Origin of the sequence: Pseudomonas sp. ZY71, from assembly GCF_036542145.1 — a bacterium.
Taxonomy (GTDB): domain Bacteria; phylum Pseudomonadota; class Gammaproteobacteria; order Pseudomonadales; family Pseudomonadaceae; genus Aquipseudomonas; species Aquipseudomonas koreensis_A.
Genome location: NZ_CP144274.1, coordinates 1,285,996 through 1,303,281 on the forward strand (window position 1 = coordinate 1,285,996; position 17,286 = coordinate 1,303,281).

Below are 17,286 nucleotides of genomic sequence, written 5' to 3' on the forward strand. Positions count from 1 at the left end.
CCGAGACCAAAAGTTATTGAAGAACGAAATAATCGTAGCGCATCGACACGGTGGTCTCGAAAGGCTCGGCCTGTTCGATCACCGCCGCACGACGCTCGGCACTGGCGCGCCAGCCGTGGGGTGTCATCGCCAACAGGTTGGCGCGATCCTCGGGCTTGTCCAGCGTTAGCTTGAATTCCAGGGTTTCACTGTGCGCCAGCGCCATGCCTTCCGGCACCAGGGCCAGATGCTTGTCGTCGGTGTATTCGCGAACTTCGTCGTACAGGCGTTCGCGCAGTTCCATCAGGTGGCCGCTGGTCGGGCCGACTTTCATCAGGCCACCGCCGACACTGAGCAAACGCTTGGCTTCTTCCCAATCCAGTGGACTGAAAACGCTGGCGAGAAACTGGCAACTGCCCGACGCCAACGGCACACGGGCCATGCTGGCGATCAACCAGCTAATCGCCGGGTTGCGCTTGCAGGCGCGTTTGACCGCCTCGCGGGAAATATCCAGCGCGTAGCCATCGGCGTTCGGCAAGGCCTCGGCAATCTGCGCGGTGTAGTAACCCTCGCCACAACCGATGTCGACCCAGCGATCCGGCGCATAACTCGCCGCCAGTTCGGCCAGACGCTTGGCCACCGGCGCGTAATGCCCGGCATTCAGAAAGTCCCGGCGCGCCTCGACCATGGCCTGGTTGTCGCCAGGGTCGCGGCTGTTCTTGTGCTGCACCGGCAGCAGGTTCAGGTAACCCTGGCGCGCACGGTCGAAGCGGTGGCCGGCGGGGCAAACCACGCCGTTGTCCGCCGTATTAAGCGGTTCACTGCAGATGGGGCAAGCGAGCATCAGGCGAGCAACTTGATCAGGGTCTGGTAGTAGATCTCGGTCAGTACATCGAGATCCGCCGCCAGCACGCGCTCGTTGACCTGGTGAATGGTCGCGTTGACCGGGCCCAGTTCAACAACCTGCGTGCCCATGGTCGCGATAAAGCGGCCATCGGAGGTGCCACCGCTGGTCGACGCTTTGGTCTCACGGCCGGTGATGTCCTTGATGCTCGCCGACACCGCGTCGAGCAGCGCGCCCGGTTCGGTGAGGAACGGCAGGCCGGACAGCGCCCAGTCGATGTGCCAGTCCAGATCGTGCTTGTCGAGAATATCGGCCACGCGTTTCTGCAGGCCTTCGACGGTCGACTCGGTGGAGAACCGGAAGTTGAACACCGCCACCAGATCGCCCGGAATCACGTTGGTCGCGCCGGTGCCGGAGTTGACGTTGGAGATCTGGAAACTGGTCGGCGGGAAGAAATCGTTACCGTGATCCCAATGCTCGGCAGCCAGTTCGGCCAGTGCCGGAGCCGCGAGGTGAATAGGATTCTTCGCCAGATGTGGGTAAGCGACGTGGCCCTGAATGCCTTTGACGGTGAGCTTGGCGCCCAGCGAGCCGCGACGACCGTTCTTCACCACGTCACCAACCAAAGTGGTGCTCGACGGTTCGCCGACGATGCACCAGTCCAGACGCTCGTTACGCGCGGCCAAACGCTCGACCACCGCTTTAGTGCCGTGGTGCGCCGGGCCTTCTTCATCGCTGGTGATCAGGAACGCGACCTTGCCCTTGTGGTTCGGGTAATCGGCGACGAAACGCTCAGCGGCGACGGTCATCGACGCCAGGCTGCCTTTCATGTCTGCCGCGCCACGGCCGCAGAGCATGCCGTGTTCGTCGATCAGTGCGTTGAACGGGTCGATCTGCCATGCGGTGACCGGACCGGTCGGCACCACGTCGGTGTGGCCGGCGAAGCACAGCACGGGGCCGTCGTTGTTGCCGTGGGTCGCCCAGAAGTTATCCACATCTTCGATGCGCATCGGCTCGAGGCTGAAACCGGCATCGCCCAGGCGCTGCATCATCTGCTTCTGGCAATCGGCGTCGACCGGCGTCACGGACGGACGGCGGATCAGGTCGATGGCGAGTTGGAGGGTCGGCGAAAGGTCGGCGTGGGCCGTCATGGAAAACTCCGGGATCATGAATTTGAGCGAGGGCCAATGTGGGAGCGAGCCTGCTCGCGAATGCGGTGTATCAGGCAACATAAGGGTTGAATGTTACAAAGCCTTCGCGAGCAAGCTCGCTCCCACAGGGATTGGGTTCGGTCGGTTACACCGCGTATCACGCCAAGCCCCGCAAAATGGCGGTTATCTTAAAGCAAAACGGCGACCATTGGCCGCCGTTTAGTGCATCGATGAGGATTTAGACGACCGGCGCCGGCTCAGGCGCAGCGGCCGGTTTCGGCAACGACGACAGGAACGCCATGATCAGCGCCGCCAGATACGGCAGCGACTGCACCAGCAACATCACCACCCAGAAACGCATGTCGTTGCTTGGCATGCCATTGACCAGGAAGATCCCCAGCGCCGCGCCCCACAACAGCAGCATGATGAACAGCTCTTCCCGCGCTTCGGAAATCGCCACCCAGAAGCCGTGGTTGTCGGCGTTTTTCGGCGTGCGGAAGAACGGAATGCTGCTGGTGAAGAAACCGTACAGCACCGCTTTGGCGATGGTGTGCGACAACGCCAGCCCGGCCAGTGCCGCGCAGAATGCATCCTTCAGGTTCACGCCGACGGCGCGACGGTAGAGGAAGATGATCTTGCCGACCTTGAACACGAACAGCGCCAGTGGCGGGATTGCGAAGATCAGCAGCGGCGGATCGACGCGTTGCGGCACGATGATCATTGCCGCCGACCACAACAGCGCACCGACGGTGAAGAAGATATTCATGCCGTCCGCCACCCACGGCAACCAGCCCGCGAGGAAATGATAACGCTGGCCACGGGTCAGCTCGGTGTCCTTGCCGCGCAGCAGGCTGCCGGTGTGGCGTTTGATGATCTGGATCGCGCCGTACGCCCAACGGAAACGCTGTTTCTTGAAGTCGATAAACGTATCCGGCATCAGGCCCTTGCCGTAGCTGTCGTGGTAATACGCCGCCGACAGGCCTTTTTCGAACACGCGCAGACCGAGTTCGGCATCTTCACAGATGCACCAGTCGGCCCAACCCAATTCTTCCAGCACCGAACGACGGGTCATGGTCATGGTGCCGTGCTGAATGATCGCGTCACGGTCGTTACGGGTGACCATGCCGATGTGGAAGAAACCTTTGTATTCGGCGTAGCAGAGCTTCTTGAAGGTGCTTTCGTTCTGGTCGCGATAATCCTGCGGCGATTGCACCACAGCGATTTTCGGGTCGGCGAAGTGCGGCACCATGTGCTTGAGCCAGTTCGGATGCACGCAGTAATCGGAGTCGATCACGGCGATCACTTCGGCATCCTTGGCGGTGTGCGGAATCAGGTAGTTCAGCGCACCACCCTTGAAACCGGCCAGCGGCGAGACGTGGAAGAACTTGAAGCGCGGACCGAGGGTTTCGCAATAATCGCGCACCGGCTCCCACACCGCCGGATCCTTGGTGTTGTTGTCGATGATCAGGACTTCGTAGTCCGGATAATCGAGCGCTGCCAGTGCGTCGAGGGTCTGTTTGACCATCTCCGGCGGCTCGTTGTAGCACGGCACGTGGATCGAGACTTTCGGGCGATAGCTGGAGTCGCCCTCGACCGGCAGAAATTCGCGCCGCCGCTTGTGAATCCACACCGCTTCGGCCAATTCATGCGCTTCGGTCAGCAACACGATAAACACCCCGAGCGCACCCAGCGCCAAGAGGAAGCCCACCGTCAAACTGAACCACGTGCTGTATTGCAGGCTGTAGTCGTAACCGATCCACACCAGCACCGAACCGCAAAGGAAGGCGATAAAGGTCAGGAAGATCCGCCCGCGTTGACGCAGGGCCGAGCCGTCGATCATCAGCAAGGTCAGCGACAACAGCGCCAGCACCACCGAACCGATCGCCAGCACGCGCCATTGCGGGATCGCGACCACCGGGCCTTCGAAGTTGAATTTCTGCTGCCGCGCGGCGTTGAACACGCCCCAGTACGCGCCCACCGAACCTTCGTCGCTGGCCTTCCACGGCTGGTCAAACGCTTCGATCACGAAGTAGTTGAAGCCTTGGCGATTGAGCTTGTTGACCAGGGTACGCAGGTAAATCGCTTGATCCGCCGGCGACGCATCGGCGCCACCGCGCATGCGACCGTTGCTCGGCCAGCCGACCTCGGAGAGCAGCAGCGGTTTTTTCGGGAACATCTTTTTCAGATCGCGGGCACGGTCGAACACGAACTGCCCGGCCTTGTCGACCGGGATGAACTCCCAGTACGGCAGAACGTGGGCGGCGATCAGGTCAACGTGCTTGGCCAGCTCCGGGTGTTCTTCCCAGACGTGCCATTGCTCAGAGGTGGTCACCGGCACTTTCACCGCTGCGCGCACGCGATCGAGCAATACGCTCAGCTCTTGGGCGGTGATTTCCTTGCGGAAGATCGCTTCGTTACCGACCACCACACGAACCACGCTGCGCGAGGTGTTGGCCAGTTCGATGGCGCGGGTGATTTCCCGTTCGTTGCGTTCCTGGTCGGGGCTGATCCAGATCCCCAGGGTCACGCGCAGGCCGAACTCTTCAGCCAGTTTCGGGATGTCTTGCAGCGAACCGTCGACCGAGTAGATGCGGATGTTGTCCGTCAACTTGCTCATGATCTCCAGATCGCGGCGCATTTCGTCGTCAGACGGATACTGATCTTTCTGCGGATATTGTCCCTGCTGGAACGGCGAATAGGAGAAACCGGAGATCTGCTCCGGCCAGTTCGGCGCGGAAACCGGGCGATTGATCAGCGCCCAGAAACCGGTGAACAGGGCGGCGATTGCCAGAACCACCACCAGGTTGAGTCCAAATTTACGCGATGACATAGCTATTTCGGGTTCCAAAGGCTGTGGAACGGAGGATCGGTCGGCTAGACGCCCGAGGGGCGCGCATCCTACACCGGCAGTTCGCAAGTCGTACATCAGACAGGGAAATGCCCGACATTGGGCAGCCGACTTTGACTTAAGTTCTTACACTTGTAGCTCGAAGCTTAAAACTTGTCGCTGTGTAGCCCTATAATGCGCGCCGGTTTTTGGGGTAATGGTCATGAGTACAGAAGATCCGCGGTTTGCAGGCATTGCCCGTTTGTATGGCATCGAGGGCTTGGCGCGCCTGCGCGCGGCCCATGTGGCGATTGTCGGCGTCGGTGGTGTCGGTTCCTGGGCGGCGGAAGCCATGGCCCGTTGTGGCGTCGGCGAGATTTCGCTGTTCGACCTTGATGACGTCTGCGTCAGCAACGCCAACCGCCAGTTACACGCGCTCGACAGCACCGTCGGCAAGCCCAAGGTCGAAGTGATGGCCGAGCGTCTGCGCGGGATCAACCCGGATTGCACCGTGCACGCGGTGGCGGATTTCGTCACCCGCGAGACCATGGCCGAATACATCACGTCGAATATTGATTGCGTGATCGACTGCATCGACGCGGTCAACGCCAAGGCTGCGCTGATCGCCTGGTGCAAGCGCCGCAAGATCCAGATCATCACCACGGGTGGCGCGGGCGGGCAGATTGATCCAACGTTGATTCAGGTGTGCGATCTAAACCGCACCTTCAACGATCCATTGGCGTCGAAAGTGCGCTCGACGTTGCGTCGTGATTATGGCTTCTCGCGCACCGTGACCCGCCATTACAGCGTGCCGTGTGTGTTTTCCACGGAACAACTGCGTTATCCGAAGCCGGATGGCAGCATTTGCTTGCAGAAGAGTTTTGTTGGCGATGGCGTGAAACTGGACTGCGCCGGTGGATTTGGCGCGGTGATGATGGTCACGGCGACGTTTGGCATGGTCGCGGCGACCAAGGCTGTGGACAAGATTGTCGCGGGTGTGCGGCGCCCGGCTGACCGAGTCAAACCTCAGATTTGATGGTGGGGCTTATGGCCTTATCGCGAGCAGGCTCACTCCTACAGGGGAACGCATTCCAATTGTAGGAGTGAGCCTGCTCGCGATGGCTGCGAAGCAGCCGCTTTAAAGCGCCAACTCATTCATTCGCTGGAGCACGGCATTCAAGCCATTACTGCGCGATGGCGATAGCTGGCGCGAAAGACCTAATTGATTAAACCAGTCCGGCAAATCAACCTGCTGCAACTCAGCGGCCGACAAGCCGTTAACTCGCAATAACAGCAACGCCACCAAGCCACGAATCATCCGCGCATCGCTGCTCGCGCTGAACTGCCAGTAACCGTTACGCAACGATCCAACCAGCCACACCTGACTCTCACAGCCATGCACCCGGTTGGCCTCGCACTTATCCGCATCACCAAGCGGCGGCAGACGATCACCAAACTGCATCAACAACCGCGCCCGCTGTTCCCAGCCGGCCGCGTTCTGAAAAGTCTGCAACGCCTCTGCCGCTTCGACCGGCAAACTCATCGCAACAACTCCAGCGCCTGATCCAGTGCTTCAAAAAAGCGCTCCAGATCTTCCGAATCGTTGTACAGCGCAAGCGACACCCGAATCGCTCCGGCCACCTCAAAGCTTTTCAACAGCGGCATCGCGCAGTGATGGCCGGCGCGCACGGCGATGCCTTGCTCCGTCAGCAAATGCGCCAAATCAGCGTTATGCACACCTTCGACGATAAAACTGGCCAGCGCCAGTTGTGGATTGCCGAGCAAGCGAATGCCGTTACGCGCCGCGAGTCCACGCAGCAAATAATCATGTAGCGCCGCTTCGTGGGCCGACACCGCGTCCTGATCCAGACCCGCCAGATAATCGAGTGTCGCGCCGAGGCCGATCACACTGGCAATTGGCGGCGTGCCCGCTTCAAAACCCAGTGGCGCCGGGCGAAAGCGCGCGTCGTGATAATTGGCTTCCAGCACCATCTCACCGCCGAACTGCCAGGGCTTCAACTGCTCAAGTGCTGCATTGCGCCCGAATAGCACGCCGAGGCCATCCGGCCCATAGAGCTTGTGGCTGGAAAACACATAAAAGTCGCAACCCAGCGCCTGCACGTCATGCCGACCATGGACCACGCCTTGCGCGCCATCGACTACAGTCAGCGCGTTCTGCGCCTTGGCCATGCCGAGCAAGGCCGGCAACGGTTGCCACGCACCGAGCACGTTGGACAACTGACTGACCGCCAGCAATCGCGTGCGCGGGCCGATCAAATGCACGGCAGCGGCGAGGTCGATCAGGCCGTCGGCGTCCAGCGGCAAAATCACCAGTTTCAGGTTGCGCCGTTGCGCCAGTTGCTGCCACGGCAGCAGGTTGGCGTGATGCTCCAGGGCGCTGATGACAATTTCATCGCCCGGGTGGAAAAGATGTTCGAGGCCATAGGCCAGGAGATTCAGCGCACTGGTGGCGCCGTGGGTAAAGACGATCTGCCCGCTGTCACCGGCATTCAGCCACTGGGCAACCTTCAGCCGACTGTCCTCGAACGCCTGCGTCGCGTGAGCGCCGGGCAGGTGTTGCGCGCGATGCACATTGGCCGCGCCATTGGCGTAGTAATGCGTCAGCGCGTCGAGCAGGGCCTGGGGTTTTTGCGTGGTGGCAGCGTTGTCCAGATAGGTCTGGTCTTGCCGTTGCAGGGCGGCGATGGCCGGGAAATCGGCGCGCCACGGGGAGGGAATCATCACGGTCTTTAGCCCTGGTGAAGAGGGGCGGGATGTACGCCAAATCCTGTAGGAGTGAGCCTGCTCGCGATGGCGTCCGTGAGGGCGCTAAAAGCATCGCGAGCAGGCTCACTCCTACAATGGATTATCCAAGCACTTAGTTGTGAGCGTGCAGCGCTTCGTTCAGTTCGATCGCCGACTTGTGAGTTTTGCACTCCACGGCACCGGTTTCCGAATTGCGACGGAACAGCAGGTCAGTCTGACCAGCCAATTCACGCGCTTTCACAACCTTGACCAGATTGTTGTTTTCGTCGAGCAGCGCCACCTTGGTACCGGCGGTCACGTACAGGCCCGACTCAACGGTGTTACGGTCGCCTAACGGGATACCGATACCGGCGTTGGCGCCGATCAGGCAGCCTTCGCCGACCTTGATCACGATGTTGCCGCCGCCCGACAGGGTGCCCATGGTCGAGCAACCGCCGCCCAGGTCCGAGCCCTTGCCGACGAATACGCCAGCGGAAACGCGGCCTTCGATCATGCCCGGGCCTTCGGTGCCGGCGTTGAAGTTGATGAAACCTTCGTGCATCACGGTGGTGCCTTCGCCTACGTAGGCGCCCAGACGCAGACGTGCCGCGTCAGCGATACGCACGCCGGCCGGAACCACGTAGTCGGTCATTTTCGGGAACTTGTCCACCGAGAACACTTCCAGCAGCTCGCCACGCAGACGGGCTTCCAGTTGCATTTCCGCCAGTTCGCTCAGGTCAACAGCACCTTGGCTGGTCCAGGCAACGTTCGGCAGCAGCGGGAAGATCCCGGCCAGGCTCACGCCGTGTGGCTTGACCAGACGGTGCGACAGCAGGTGCAGCTTGAGGTAAGCCTCAGGGGTCGAAGTCAGCTGTGCGTCTTCAGCCAGCAAAGTGGCGACCAGCGGCTTGTGGCTTTCAGCCAGACGGGTCAGCAGCTTGCCTTGCACGGCGTCGATGCCTTTCACGGCTTCGGCCAGTTGCGCAGCCTGAGCGGTGGTGAAGGTGATGGCCTGGTTGCCTTCGGTGTAACCGAGGATCGGCGCAACCGCCGCGACCAGTTCGGCCGATGGGTTGAGCAATGGCTGTGCGTAGAACACTTCCAGCCACGCGCCTTGACGGTTCTGAGTGCCGACACCAAAAGCGATGCTGAACAGGGAATTGGACATGTAAATACACCTCTACAAAGAGTGACGGGCTGCTTACTTCAGAGCGGCCGCGTAGATATCTGGCTTGAAGCCAATCAGGGTTCGGTCACCGAGATCGAGCACCGGGCGCTTGATCATCGAGGGTTGAGCGAGCATCAGTTCGATGGCTTTCGACTGGTCGAGATCGGCTTTGCGTTCGTCGTCGAGTTTGCGAAAGGTCGTGCCTGCGCGGTTCAACACCGTTTGCCAGCCATGTTCGTCACACCATTGGGTCAGGTGTTCACGGTCGATGCCGGCGGTTTTGTAATCGTGAAAGTCGTAACTGACAGCGTGTTCATCGAGCCAGGTGCGCGCCTTCTTCATGGTGTCGCAGGCTTTGATGCCGAAAAGGTGCAACGTTTTACTTGAAACGGTCAAGGAATTGCCCCCTTTACAGGTGCTGGAAAAAAATGGTCTTGGATTATGCCATGAGCCTTCGGTTAAAGCGCAAAACCTGTGGGCGCGAGCTTGCTCGCGAGGGGGCCGTCGCAGTCAACATCATTGTTGAATGACCTGGGGCATTCGTGAGCAAGCCCGTTTCCACAAGGGAAATGCAGTTCCCGTGGCTTTGTACAAATGATGGCAAGTGGCTATAAAGTTGTCTTGTTGCGATGTGGGTGAAGGCGTAGCATGCGCGCCCTCGATCAGCCTGCTGAATCGATTATTGCAATTTGACACGGATAGTTATGACTGCGCCCTCCCGTTTTTTTGTCTCGCTGCTGACCCTCTCTTTCACGACATTCGTACCCTTGGCCGCTGCCAGTGCCGAACGTGCTGACCTGCTTGGGGTGTATCGGCAAGCGGTTGAACACGACTCTCAACTGTCCGCCGCCCGTCATGATTATCTGGCTCGCCGCGAAAGCGTGCCGCAAGCTCGCGCCGGGTTGCTGCCCACCCTCAGCGCTGGAAGTACAGTGGAATCGGTGCGCCTGCAACGTGACGAGCCGGGCCTGACTCGCACCCGCAGTACTTCGGTGTTTCAGGCCAACCTCAATCAACCACTGTTTCGTGTCGACCGCTGGTTTCAACTCGAAGCGGCGCAGGCCAGCAGCTCGCAGGCCGAACTTGAACTGGGCGCCAAGGAACAGGGGCTGGTTCTGACCGCAGCCCAAGCCTATTTTGAAACCTTGCGTGCGCTGGATTTGCTCGCAGCTTCCAAAGCCGAGGAAGCCGCGCTCAAGCGGCAACAGCAGCAAGCGCAGGCGCGTCTTGAAAATGGTGCGTCAAGCATCACCGACGTGCTTGACGCCCAAGCTGCGTACGACAACGCCAACGCCAACCGCAAGCTTGCCGAGCGCAAGGTCGATGATGCATACGAAGGGCTGTCCCGCCTGACGAGTCAGGACTATTCGTCGATCGACGGTATCGAGCATCAACTCCCGGTGGAGCTTCCGGCCCCCAACGACGCCAACGCCTGGGTCAGCCGTGCAGTGCAGCAAAACCTGGCGTTGCAGGCCAGCAGTTACGCAGTGATTGCCGCCGAGCAGACCAACCGCCAGCGCAAGGCGGGTTATGCGCCGACCATCGATGCGGTGGCGTCCTGGCGCAAGGGTGACAACGACAGTTTCGGCTACAGCAATCCCACCGATTTCGGCCGCGATGGCTACCGCGACAATGTCGCCCAAGGCAGCATCGGGGTGGAGTTGAACATCCCGTTATACAGCGGCGGCATGACCCGCTCGCAGGTGCGCGAAGCCACCGAGCGTCTGGCGCAAAGTGAGGACGAGCGCGAGGACCGCCGCCGCGAAGTGGTGCAGAACACGCGCAATTTCTATCGTGCGGTTAATTCCGATATCGAGCAGGTGACTGCCCGCCGGCAAACCATTCGTTCGAGCCTGGCGTCGGTCAAGGCCAATCAGGCAGGCCGGAATCTGGGCTCGCGCAATACCGCCGACGTACTCAATGCCGAGCGCCAGTTGTATGGCGCGGTGCGTGAGTACAACAACGCTCGTTACGACTACATCATCGATACGCTCAAGCTGAAGCAGGCGGCCGGGACCTTGAGTCCCGCCGACCTGAACGATCTGGCGATGTACCTGAACAAGGACTATGACGCGGATCGCGATTTCCTGCCGCCAGAGGAGCGCAAGTCGCTCTAACGGGCGCGTCATACACCAGAGTGAGATCAACCTTGGAGAAGTGATGTCGTTTTGATACCAATTGTTTCAAGGCTGATATAACCTATTGAAAGATATATGAATTTATTGTCGCTAAGCGGCATGCATGGAAGCTTATGAGTGATCAAGGAAGGGGCGCTGAGTCGTCCACGCCAGACACCGGTCTCGTGTGTCTGGTAATGCTTGCCCGTTTTCATTCGGTGGCAGCATCCGCCGAGCAATTGGCACATGAGTTCACTCCGGCCAATCAGCCTTTCACGCAACGTGAGCTGCTGCTCGCCGCCCGCAAGCTGGGCCTGAAGGCCAAGTCGGTGAACACCACCGTCGCCCGTCTGGACCGCACGCCTTTACCAGCGATTGCCGTCGCAAACGACGGCACGTTTTTCATCATCGCCAAGCTTGATCAAGGTCAGGCACTGATTCAGGACCCGCGTGCCGCGCGACCGGAAGTGATTACGCTCCAGGAACTGGCCGCACGCTGGAGCGGTGAACTGCTGCTGGTGCGTTCGGAGTCGACGCTGGCCGGCGAAACTTCGCGCTTCGATTTCACCTGGTTCATTCCCGCCATCGTTAAATACCGCAAGCTGCTCGGCGAAGTGCTGCTGGTGTCCTTTGCCTTGCAGCTGTTTGCGCTGGTCACGCCGCTGTTTTTCCAGGTAGTGATGGACAAGGTGCTGGTGCATCACGGCCTGACTACCCTCGACGTAATCGCCGCCGGGCTGCTGGGCATCATGCTGTTCGAGTCGGCCCTGAGCGGTTTGCGCAGCTACGTGTTTGCCCACACCGCGAGTCGCATCGATGTGGAGTTGGGCTCGCGCTTGTTCCGCCACCTGATCAACCTGCCGCTGGCCTATTTCCAGGCGCGCAGGGTCGGTGATTCGGTGGCCCGGGTGCGCGAGCTGGAGAACATCCGCAGCTTCCTCACCGGTAACGCGATCACTTTGTTGCTGGACGTGCTGTTCTCCGTGGTGTTCGTGCTGGTGATGTTCTATTACAGCGGCTGGCTGACCCTGATCGTGTTGCTGTCGTTGCCGTTGTACGTTCTGGTGTCGCTGTTCATCACGCCGTTGCTGCGGGCCAGGTTGGAGGACAGCTTCACGCGTGGCGCCGAGAATCAGGCGTTTCTGGTGGAGACCGTCAACGGCATCGACACGGTGAAATCCATGGCTGTCGAGCCGCAGGCCATCCGCAAGTGGGACAACCAGATGGCCGCATACGTCGCCGCTGGTTTCAAGACCCAGACCCTGTCCACCATCGCCAATGAAAGCGTGTCGCTGATCGGTAAACTGGTCACGGTCGCGACCTTGTGGCTGGGCGCTCGCTTGGTGATCGACGGGCAATTGTCGGTGGGCGAGCTGATCGCCTTTAACATGCTCGCCGGTCGCGTCAGCGGGCCGATCATGCGTCTTGCGCAACTGTGGACGAGCTTCCAGCAGACCGGTGTTTCGGTTCAGCGTCTGGGCGACATTCTCAATACCCGAACCGAATTATCCCAGGCCACACGCAGTGCGTTGCCGCCGCTCAAGGGCCAGATCGAATTCGACCAGGTGCACTTCCGCTATCGCGCCGACGGTTCGGAAGTTCTGCGTGGCGTCAGCCTGCAAATTGCTGCAGGCGAAGTGATCGGCGTGGTCGGGCGCTCCGGCTCCGGCAAGAGTACTCTGACGCGATTGCTGCAACGTTTGTACGTGCCAGAACGCGGCCGGGTGCTGGTCGATGGCATGGACCTGGCCCTGGCGGACGTCTCCTCCCTGCGTCGACAGATCGGCGTGGTCTTGCAGGACAACATGCTGTTCAACCGCAGCATCCGCGAGAACATTGCCCTGAGCGATCCGGGCGCGCCACTCGAAGCGGTGATGCACGCGGCCACCATGGCCGGCGCACATGAGTTCATTCTGGAACTGCCCGAAGGCTACGACACCATGGTCGGCGAGCACGGCACCTCGCTTTCCGGCGGCCAACGGCAACGGGTGGCCATCGCCCGTGCCTTGATCGGCAATCCGCGAATCCTGATTTTCGACGAGGCCACCAGTGCGCTGGACTACGAGTCCGAGCGGATCATCCAGCAAAACATGCAAAGCATCTGCGCGGGCCGCACGGTGATCATCATCGCGCATCGATTGTCGGCGGTACGCGATGCCAATCGCATCCTGGTGGTTGATCGCGGACAAATCGTCGAGCAGGGCAGCCATGCCGAATTGCTCACCCATCAGGCCGGCCACTATTCGCGCCTGCATCGCATGCAACAGGGCTGATCAGCCCTTCATGTATTCGTAGTCCGCCGCCCCCATTTCGGATGCGGTGGCAGTCACTGTATTCCGGATTCAAGGATCGATTTCCCATGAGCGCAACGCCCTCATTAATGCAGCGTTACCGTCACGCCTGGCGCGAATCCTGGCGTCAGCGCAAACAGATGGACAGCGTGCCGCGCCTGCGCCATGAAGCGCAGTTCCTGCCCGCCGCGCTGGAGTTGCAGGAAACCCCCGTGCACCCGGCGCCAAGAATCTTTGTCTGGAGCATCATGGGCTTCGCAGTGCTGGCGCTGTTGTGGGCGTACGCAGGCAAGATCGAAGTGGTGGCGGTCGCCTCCGGGAAGATCGTGCCGAGTGGCAAGACCAAACTGATTCAATCCAGCGAGACGGCGGTGGTCAGGGCTATTCATGTCAGCGACGGTCAGGCGGTGAAAGTCGGTGAGTTGCTGGTCGAACTCGACCCGACGGCTGCTGACGCCGACGTCAGACGGATTCAGAGTGACTTGCTTGCCGCCCGCATCGACGGCGCCCGCAGTGCAGCGATGCTCGATGCGATCAATCAGCACAAACCACCGGCATCGCTGATCGGCGCAATCACCGACGCCGATCCGCAACAGGTGCTCAGTGCCCAGCGCTGGCTGCAAGGGCAGTATCAGGAATACCGCAACAGCCTGGAATTGGTGGACGCGGAAATCCAGCAGCGCAATGCCGAAATCCAGTCTGCCCAGGCCCAGGTGGCCAGCCTTCGGCAAACCGTGCCGATTGCCACGCAACTGGCCGAGGACTACCAGCGCCTGCTCGCGCAACAATACGTCGCCCGCCACGAGTACCTGGAAAAAGAACAGGCGCGCCTCGACCTGCAACGCCAATTGAGTGTGCAGCAAGCCAGCGTCTTGCAATCCACCGCCGCGCAAGGCGAAGCGCGGCGTCGACGCGAAGGTGTGGTCGCGCAAAATCGCCGCGCCATGCTCGACCTGCAACAGCAGGCCAACCAAAAAGCCGCGAGTCTGGTCGAGGAACTGACCAAGGCCCGCTACCAGGAAACCCTCACCAGCCTCACTGCACCGGTGGACGGCACCGTTCAGCAACTGGCGATTCACACCGTCGGTGGTGTCGTCACTGCGGCCCAACCCTTGATGGTCATCGTGCCCGCCGACCAACCGGTGGAAGTGGAAGCCATGCTGGAAAACAAGGACGTCGGCTTCGTCCGTGCCGGCCAACCGGTCACGGTCAAGGTCGAAACGTTCACCTTCACCAAGTACGGCACGGTTGCCGGTGAAGTCCTCAGCGTCTCCAGCGACGCCATCGACGATGAAAAACGCGGTCCGGTCTACAGCAGCCGCATCCGCCTGAAAACCGACCATCTGCTGATCAACGGCCAACGCGTGGCGCTGTCGCCGGGTATGTCAGTGACGGCGGAAGTGAAGACCGATCAACGACGGGTGATCGAGTACTTCTTGAGCCCGCTGCAACAACATATGGATGAGAGTTTGCGTGAGCGTTGAGTGTTGACGGATTCAGGTGGGAAACAGTCAGGATTGAAACGATAAATCCTTCAACGTCCATGAAATCAGAAACGTTATGAAATTCAAGGTGGGTCATTTGAGCATTGTTCGTGGGTTGAAATTGATACTGCTGGTGGTGGGTGCTCTGACGATTCTGAAATATGGCGCCATTACCCTCTTATCGCTTAGTTCTGATTCCGATGATGATGTGACGAAGCTGGCTTATTTGTCTCCAAACGGAAAGTACAGCGCTGTTCACGTCACGCGTGCAGGCGGGGGCGCAATAGCGCCGTTTTGTTCGGACACGGTTTTTGTTTTTAACAGTCGGCAGACTATCGATGAAGTAATTGCTCACTCCGAATACCAGGTTTATTCAGCTGAGTGTGATGTTTTTTTTGACCACGAAGCTTCACCGGCAGTGAAGTGGAATTCAGACAATGATCTTCAAATCGATTTTGCAATCGGCGCAACCCGGATCGTGAGCCGAGACGTCAAGCTGCGTGCCTCGGACGCTTCCGGAAAGATACAGATCAGGTTTTCTGCTTATCGCTAGAAAGGGAATTTTCAAGTTTCCTCTTGAACGATCAAGAGGGTTTTTAAAGTAAGGGAAGCAAGTGGCTAAACTGACGTTGATGCAGGGGCAATTTGGCAAGGACAGTTTTACTGTACAAACCAAAGATGGAACACTCGTTGCGGCGAAATGGCTGAGTGACGGGCTTGGCAATTATGTTATGGATCCCCAGACCGATCAGCCGTTCATGGTGCCGGCGGATTATGATATGAAAGCTTCGATCGAACACTTCAAGAAAGTCAGGGAGGACTATGACGCGTCCTCTCTCAGTTTTCGGAACAGCCTCTATAGCGTTGTTTATGAGACCTTCAGGCAGAGTGGCGTGGGTGATCTTCAACGCTCTTATAACGGTGCTTCGCACACGACAGGTGACGGCTTCGTTCCCAGTTTCACAAATGCTGCGTCTTTCAACTTCGGATTGATTTCAACCGTATTGGGGCTGACCGAAACGGAAATTATCGGTGGAGGAGGTCTCTATAACTTATACAAGTCCTTCCGCCGCGGTGGTCAAAATATCAAGACTGAAGGCGAGTTGTGGAACAATGAGCCCAATGTCATTTCAATAAAAACCGGGATGTCGATTATTCATCCGGATCGTGACGGGCAACCACTGATTGATCAAGGTGGACCGGCGTGGACCCCGCCAGCAAGCCTGCTGAACATCGAAATCAACCCCGATCCTCAGGCGAGCCACCAAATACAACTTGAGAATCAGCGAACACGAGATGCGGCCAACGGTTACATCGTCAACGGCGCGACGAACAAGATCTTCGCCCTCGACGGGATTCTCAACAAAACCGATTTCACCTCCACCCAAATGGCCAGCCTGGCCTCGGGCGGTATTCGTCCGGGTGAAATGGATCGCACCACCGGCATGCTGGTGATTGACGATGGCAGTGGCCAGATCAAAGACGTCAGTCAGATGTTCTCCGAGTATTACGGTGGCAAGGTCGGCGTCAACGGCGCGGCGGGCGAGGCGAAGTTCAAGGACGGTTTCGCGGCATTGGCCAGAAGGAGAGAAAGGGGGCAGATTTATTTTCAGAATGGTGCTGTTTTCAAAAAATAAATCTGTCCCCTTTAGTGTCGAAGCATGTCCGCGTCTCTATCTACTTAACTCGTATTAATTGCTGGCTGAAGGGGGGTGTATGGAGTTGCTAAGTTTGGAGCAGCGGAGGTTCTATAGTAAGTATTTTCTCTGCGCTATTTTTTTTGGCGTGGCTGTATTTCTGGTGATGAAATTTGTTGCTGGTGTCTCCGATGACTACTTTGTCGAGATCTACCCGGATGTAAAGGTTTTAGTCTGTTTGAATATTTTTGTTGGGCTTTTCCTTTCGGAACGAAAGAGCAGATTTCTCGTTTACTTTTCCCGGACATTCGTTTTGGCGAATTTTTCGTTGTTCGGGTTTTTTACGGGATGCGTGGTGCGATATCTTTCTGCGATGAGTAAGTAAGGGAGAGAAAGGGGGTGGATTTGTTTTTCAGAATGGTGCTGCTTTCGGAAAATAAATCCGTCCAATTTGGTTTTATTTAGTTATTTGGTTGTCTATTTTTCTTGGGTTTCCTTTAGTGGTTGAAAGTAAGAAGAGGAGTTTTTATGCAAGGCTTGATAAGTGTTTTACAAAAAGGGGTTTTAGGTGTTGTTTGTTTTTTGTTGGCCGCCTGTTCGGCCCCTGTATCAATCGTCAAACCCTTGGATATTTCCCGGGCTAATCAGTCCGTCACTGCGCAGTTTGTGGTTACCACGTCCGGCGATTACAGATTCGCTTTGCTATTTGCGAAGGAAAATGATTTGGCTGGAATATATAGGCAGATTGAAATATGGGGCGATACTGATCATGAGGGTGTACTCATCCCAATACACCTTAGGGTCTTGAAAGATGGGCAGGTTTTCTTTGATGAGGAATTAGTGACAGCAGGAGTGCAATGGGGGCAGGGGATTGAGTACGAGGGGCGGTATGTTAATGCAGCAGTTCGATTGATTAAGATTTTAAAGCTGGCATCTGGAAGTTATACCGTCGAAGTTAGTGCTCTTGACGATCGGGAAGCGTTTCGGGGGATAGAGGGGTTTGTGCAATTTACTTATTACAACCCAAAGCATTGAAGCGATTT

The 17,286-nt window shown here is 58.4% G+C and carries 14 protein-coding genes; 7 read left to right on the top strand and 7 right to left on the bottom strand.

Translation table 11 applies throughout. From position 1 onward, the window contains the following. Positions 1-13: 13 nt before the first annotated feature. From VY732_RS05540 to VY732_RS05550, 3 genes are all read right to left on the bottom strand, one after another. A complete protein-coding gene (locus VY732_RS05540) occupies positions 14-823 on the bottom strand; it encodes a putative RNA methyltransferase (protein WP_331694876.1) in 810 nt (269 codons plus the stop codon). Then, positions 823-1,974, bottom strand: a complete 1,152-nt coding sequence (gene dapE / locus VY732_RS05545) for a succinyl-diaminopimelate desuccinylase (protein WP_095050390.1) — start codon at positions 1,972-1,974, stop codon at positions 823-825. The genes VY732_RS05540 and dapE overlap by 1 nt, the downstream gene beginning before the upstream one ends. 238 nt (positions 1,975-2,212) lie before the next feature. Then, the gene (locus tag VY732_RS05550) at positions 2,213-4,804 is read right to left on the bottom strand and encodes a glycosyltransferase (protein ID WP_212622877.1); all 2,592 of its coding nucleotides are present in this window, start codon (positions 4,802-4,804) and stop codon (positions 2,213-2,215) included. A gap of 220 nt (positions 4,805-5,024) precedes the next feature. On the opposite strand from VY732_RS05550, the gene tcdA reads away from it, so the two are divergent. Further along, the gene (gene tcdA / locus VY732_RS05555) at positions 5,025-5,837 is read left to right on the top strand and encodes a tRNA cyclic N6-threonylcarbamoyladenosine(37) synthase TcdA (RefSeq protein ID WP_439848418.1); all 813 of its coding nucleotides are present in this window, start codon (positions 5,025-5,027) and stop codon (positions 5,835-5,837) included. A gap of 102 nt (positions 5,838-5,939) precedes the next feature. On the opposite strand, the gene VY732_RS05560 is transcribed toward tcdA, so the two are convergent. From VY732_RS05560 to VY732_RS05575, 4 genes are all read right to left on the bottom strand, one after another. Further along, positions 5,940-6,344, bottom strand: coding sequence for a SufE family protein (locus VY732_RS05560; protein WP_331694877.1), 405 nt, complete (start codon positions 6,342-6,344; stop codon positions 5,940-5,942). Then, the gene (locus VY732_RS05565) at positions 6,341-7,546 is read right to left on the bottom strand and encodes an aminotransferase class V-fold PLP-dependent enzyme (RefSeq protein ID WP_331694878.1); all 1,206 of its coding nucleotides are present in this window, start codon (positions 7,544-7,546) and stop codon (positions 6,341-6,343) included. The genes VY732_RS05560 and VY732_RS05565 overlap by 4 nt, the downstream gene beginning before the upstream one ends. A 133-nt stretch (positions 7,547-7,679) precedes the next feature. Then, entirely contained in the window at positions 7,680-8,714 is a 1,035-nt protein-coding gene (gene dapD / locus VY732_RS05570; RefSeq protein ID WP_077571310.1) for a 2,3,4,5-tetrahydropyridine-2,6-dicarboxylate N-succinyltransferase, read from the bottom strand. A 33-nt stretch (positions 8,715-8,747) separates the two neighbouring features. Then, positions 8,748-9,056 carry an arsenate reductase gene (locus tag VY732_RS05575; RefSeq protein WP_042607053.1) on the bottom strand — a complete coding sequence of 103 codons (309 nt, stop codon included), beginning with the start codon at positions 9,054-9,056 and terminating at the stop codon, positions 8,748-8,750. Between the two features lie 362 nt (positions 9,057-9,418). On the opposite strand from VY732_RS05575, the gene VY732_RS05580 reads away from it, so the two are divergent. The 6 genes from VY732_RS05580 to VY732_RS05605 all read left to right on the top strand — a co-directional run bounded on the left by VY732_RS05580 (position 9,419) and on the right by VY732_RS05605 (position 17,278). After that, positions 9,419-10,831 carry a TolC family outer membrane protein gene (locus VY732_RS05580; protein ID WP_077571311.1) on the top strand — a complete coding sequence of 471 codons (1,413 nt, stop codon included), beginning with the start codon at positions 9,419-9,421 and terminating at the stop codon, positions 10,829-10,831. Positions 10,832-10,965: 134 nt separating this feature from the next. Continuing rightward, the gene (locus VY732_RS05585; protein WP_331694879.1) at positions 10,966-13,104 is read left to right on the top strand and encodes a type I secretion system permease/ATPase; all 2,139 of its coding nucleotides are present in this window, start codon (positions 10,966-10,968) and stop codon (positions 13,102-13,104) included. A gap of 86 nt (positions 13,105-13,190) precedes the next feature. After that, entirely contained in the window at positions 13,191-14,606 is a 1,416-nt protein-coding gene (locus VY732_RS05590) for an HlyD family type I secretion periplasmic adaptor subunit (RefSeq protein ID WP_077571313.1), read from the top strand. Between the two features lie 76 nt (positions 14,607-14,682). Beyond that, complete coding sequence (locus VY732_RS05595) at positions 14,683-15,159, top strand: hypothetical protein (RefSeq protein ID WP_077571314.1); 477 nt, start codon at positions 14,683-14,685, stop codon at positions 15,157-15,159. Positions 15,160-15,220: 61 nt separating this feature from the next. Continuing rightward, positions 15,221-16,243 (top strand): hypothetical protein, encoded by a 1,023-nt coding sequence (locus tag VY732_RS05600; RefSeq protein WP_331694880.1) that lies wholly within the window; start codon positions 15,221-15,223, stop codon positions 16,241-16,243. A gap of 528 nt (positions 16,244-16,771) precedes the next feature. Continuing rightward, positions 16,772-17,278: a DUF5625 family protein gene (locus VY732_RS05605; protein ID WP_331694881.1), complete on the top strand. Its 507-nt coding sequence runs from the start codon at positions 16,772-16,774 to the stop codon at positions 17,276-17,278. Positions 17,279-17,286: the final 8 nt, after the last annotated feature.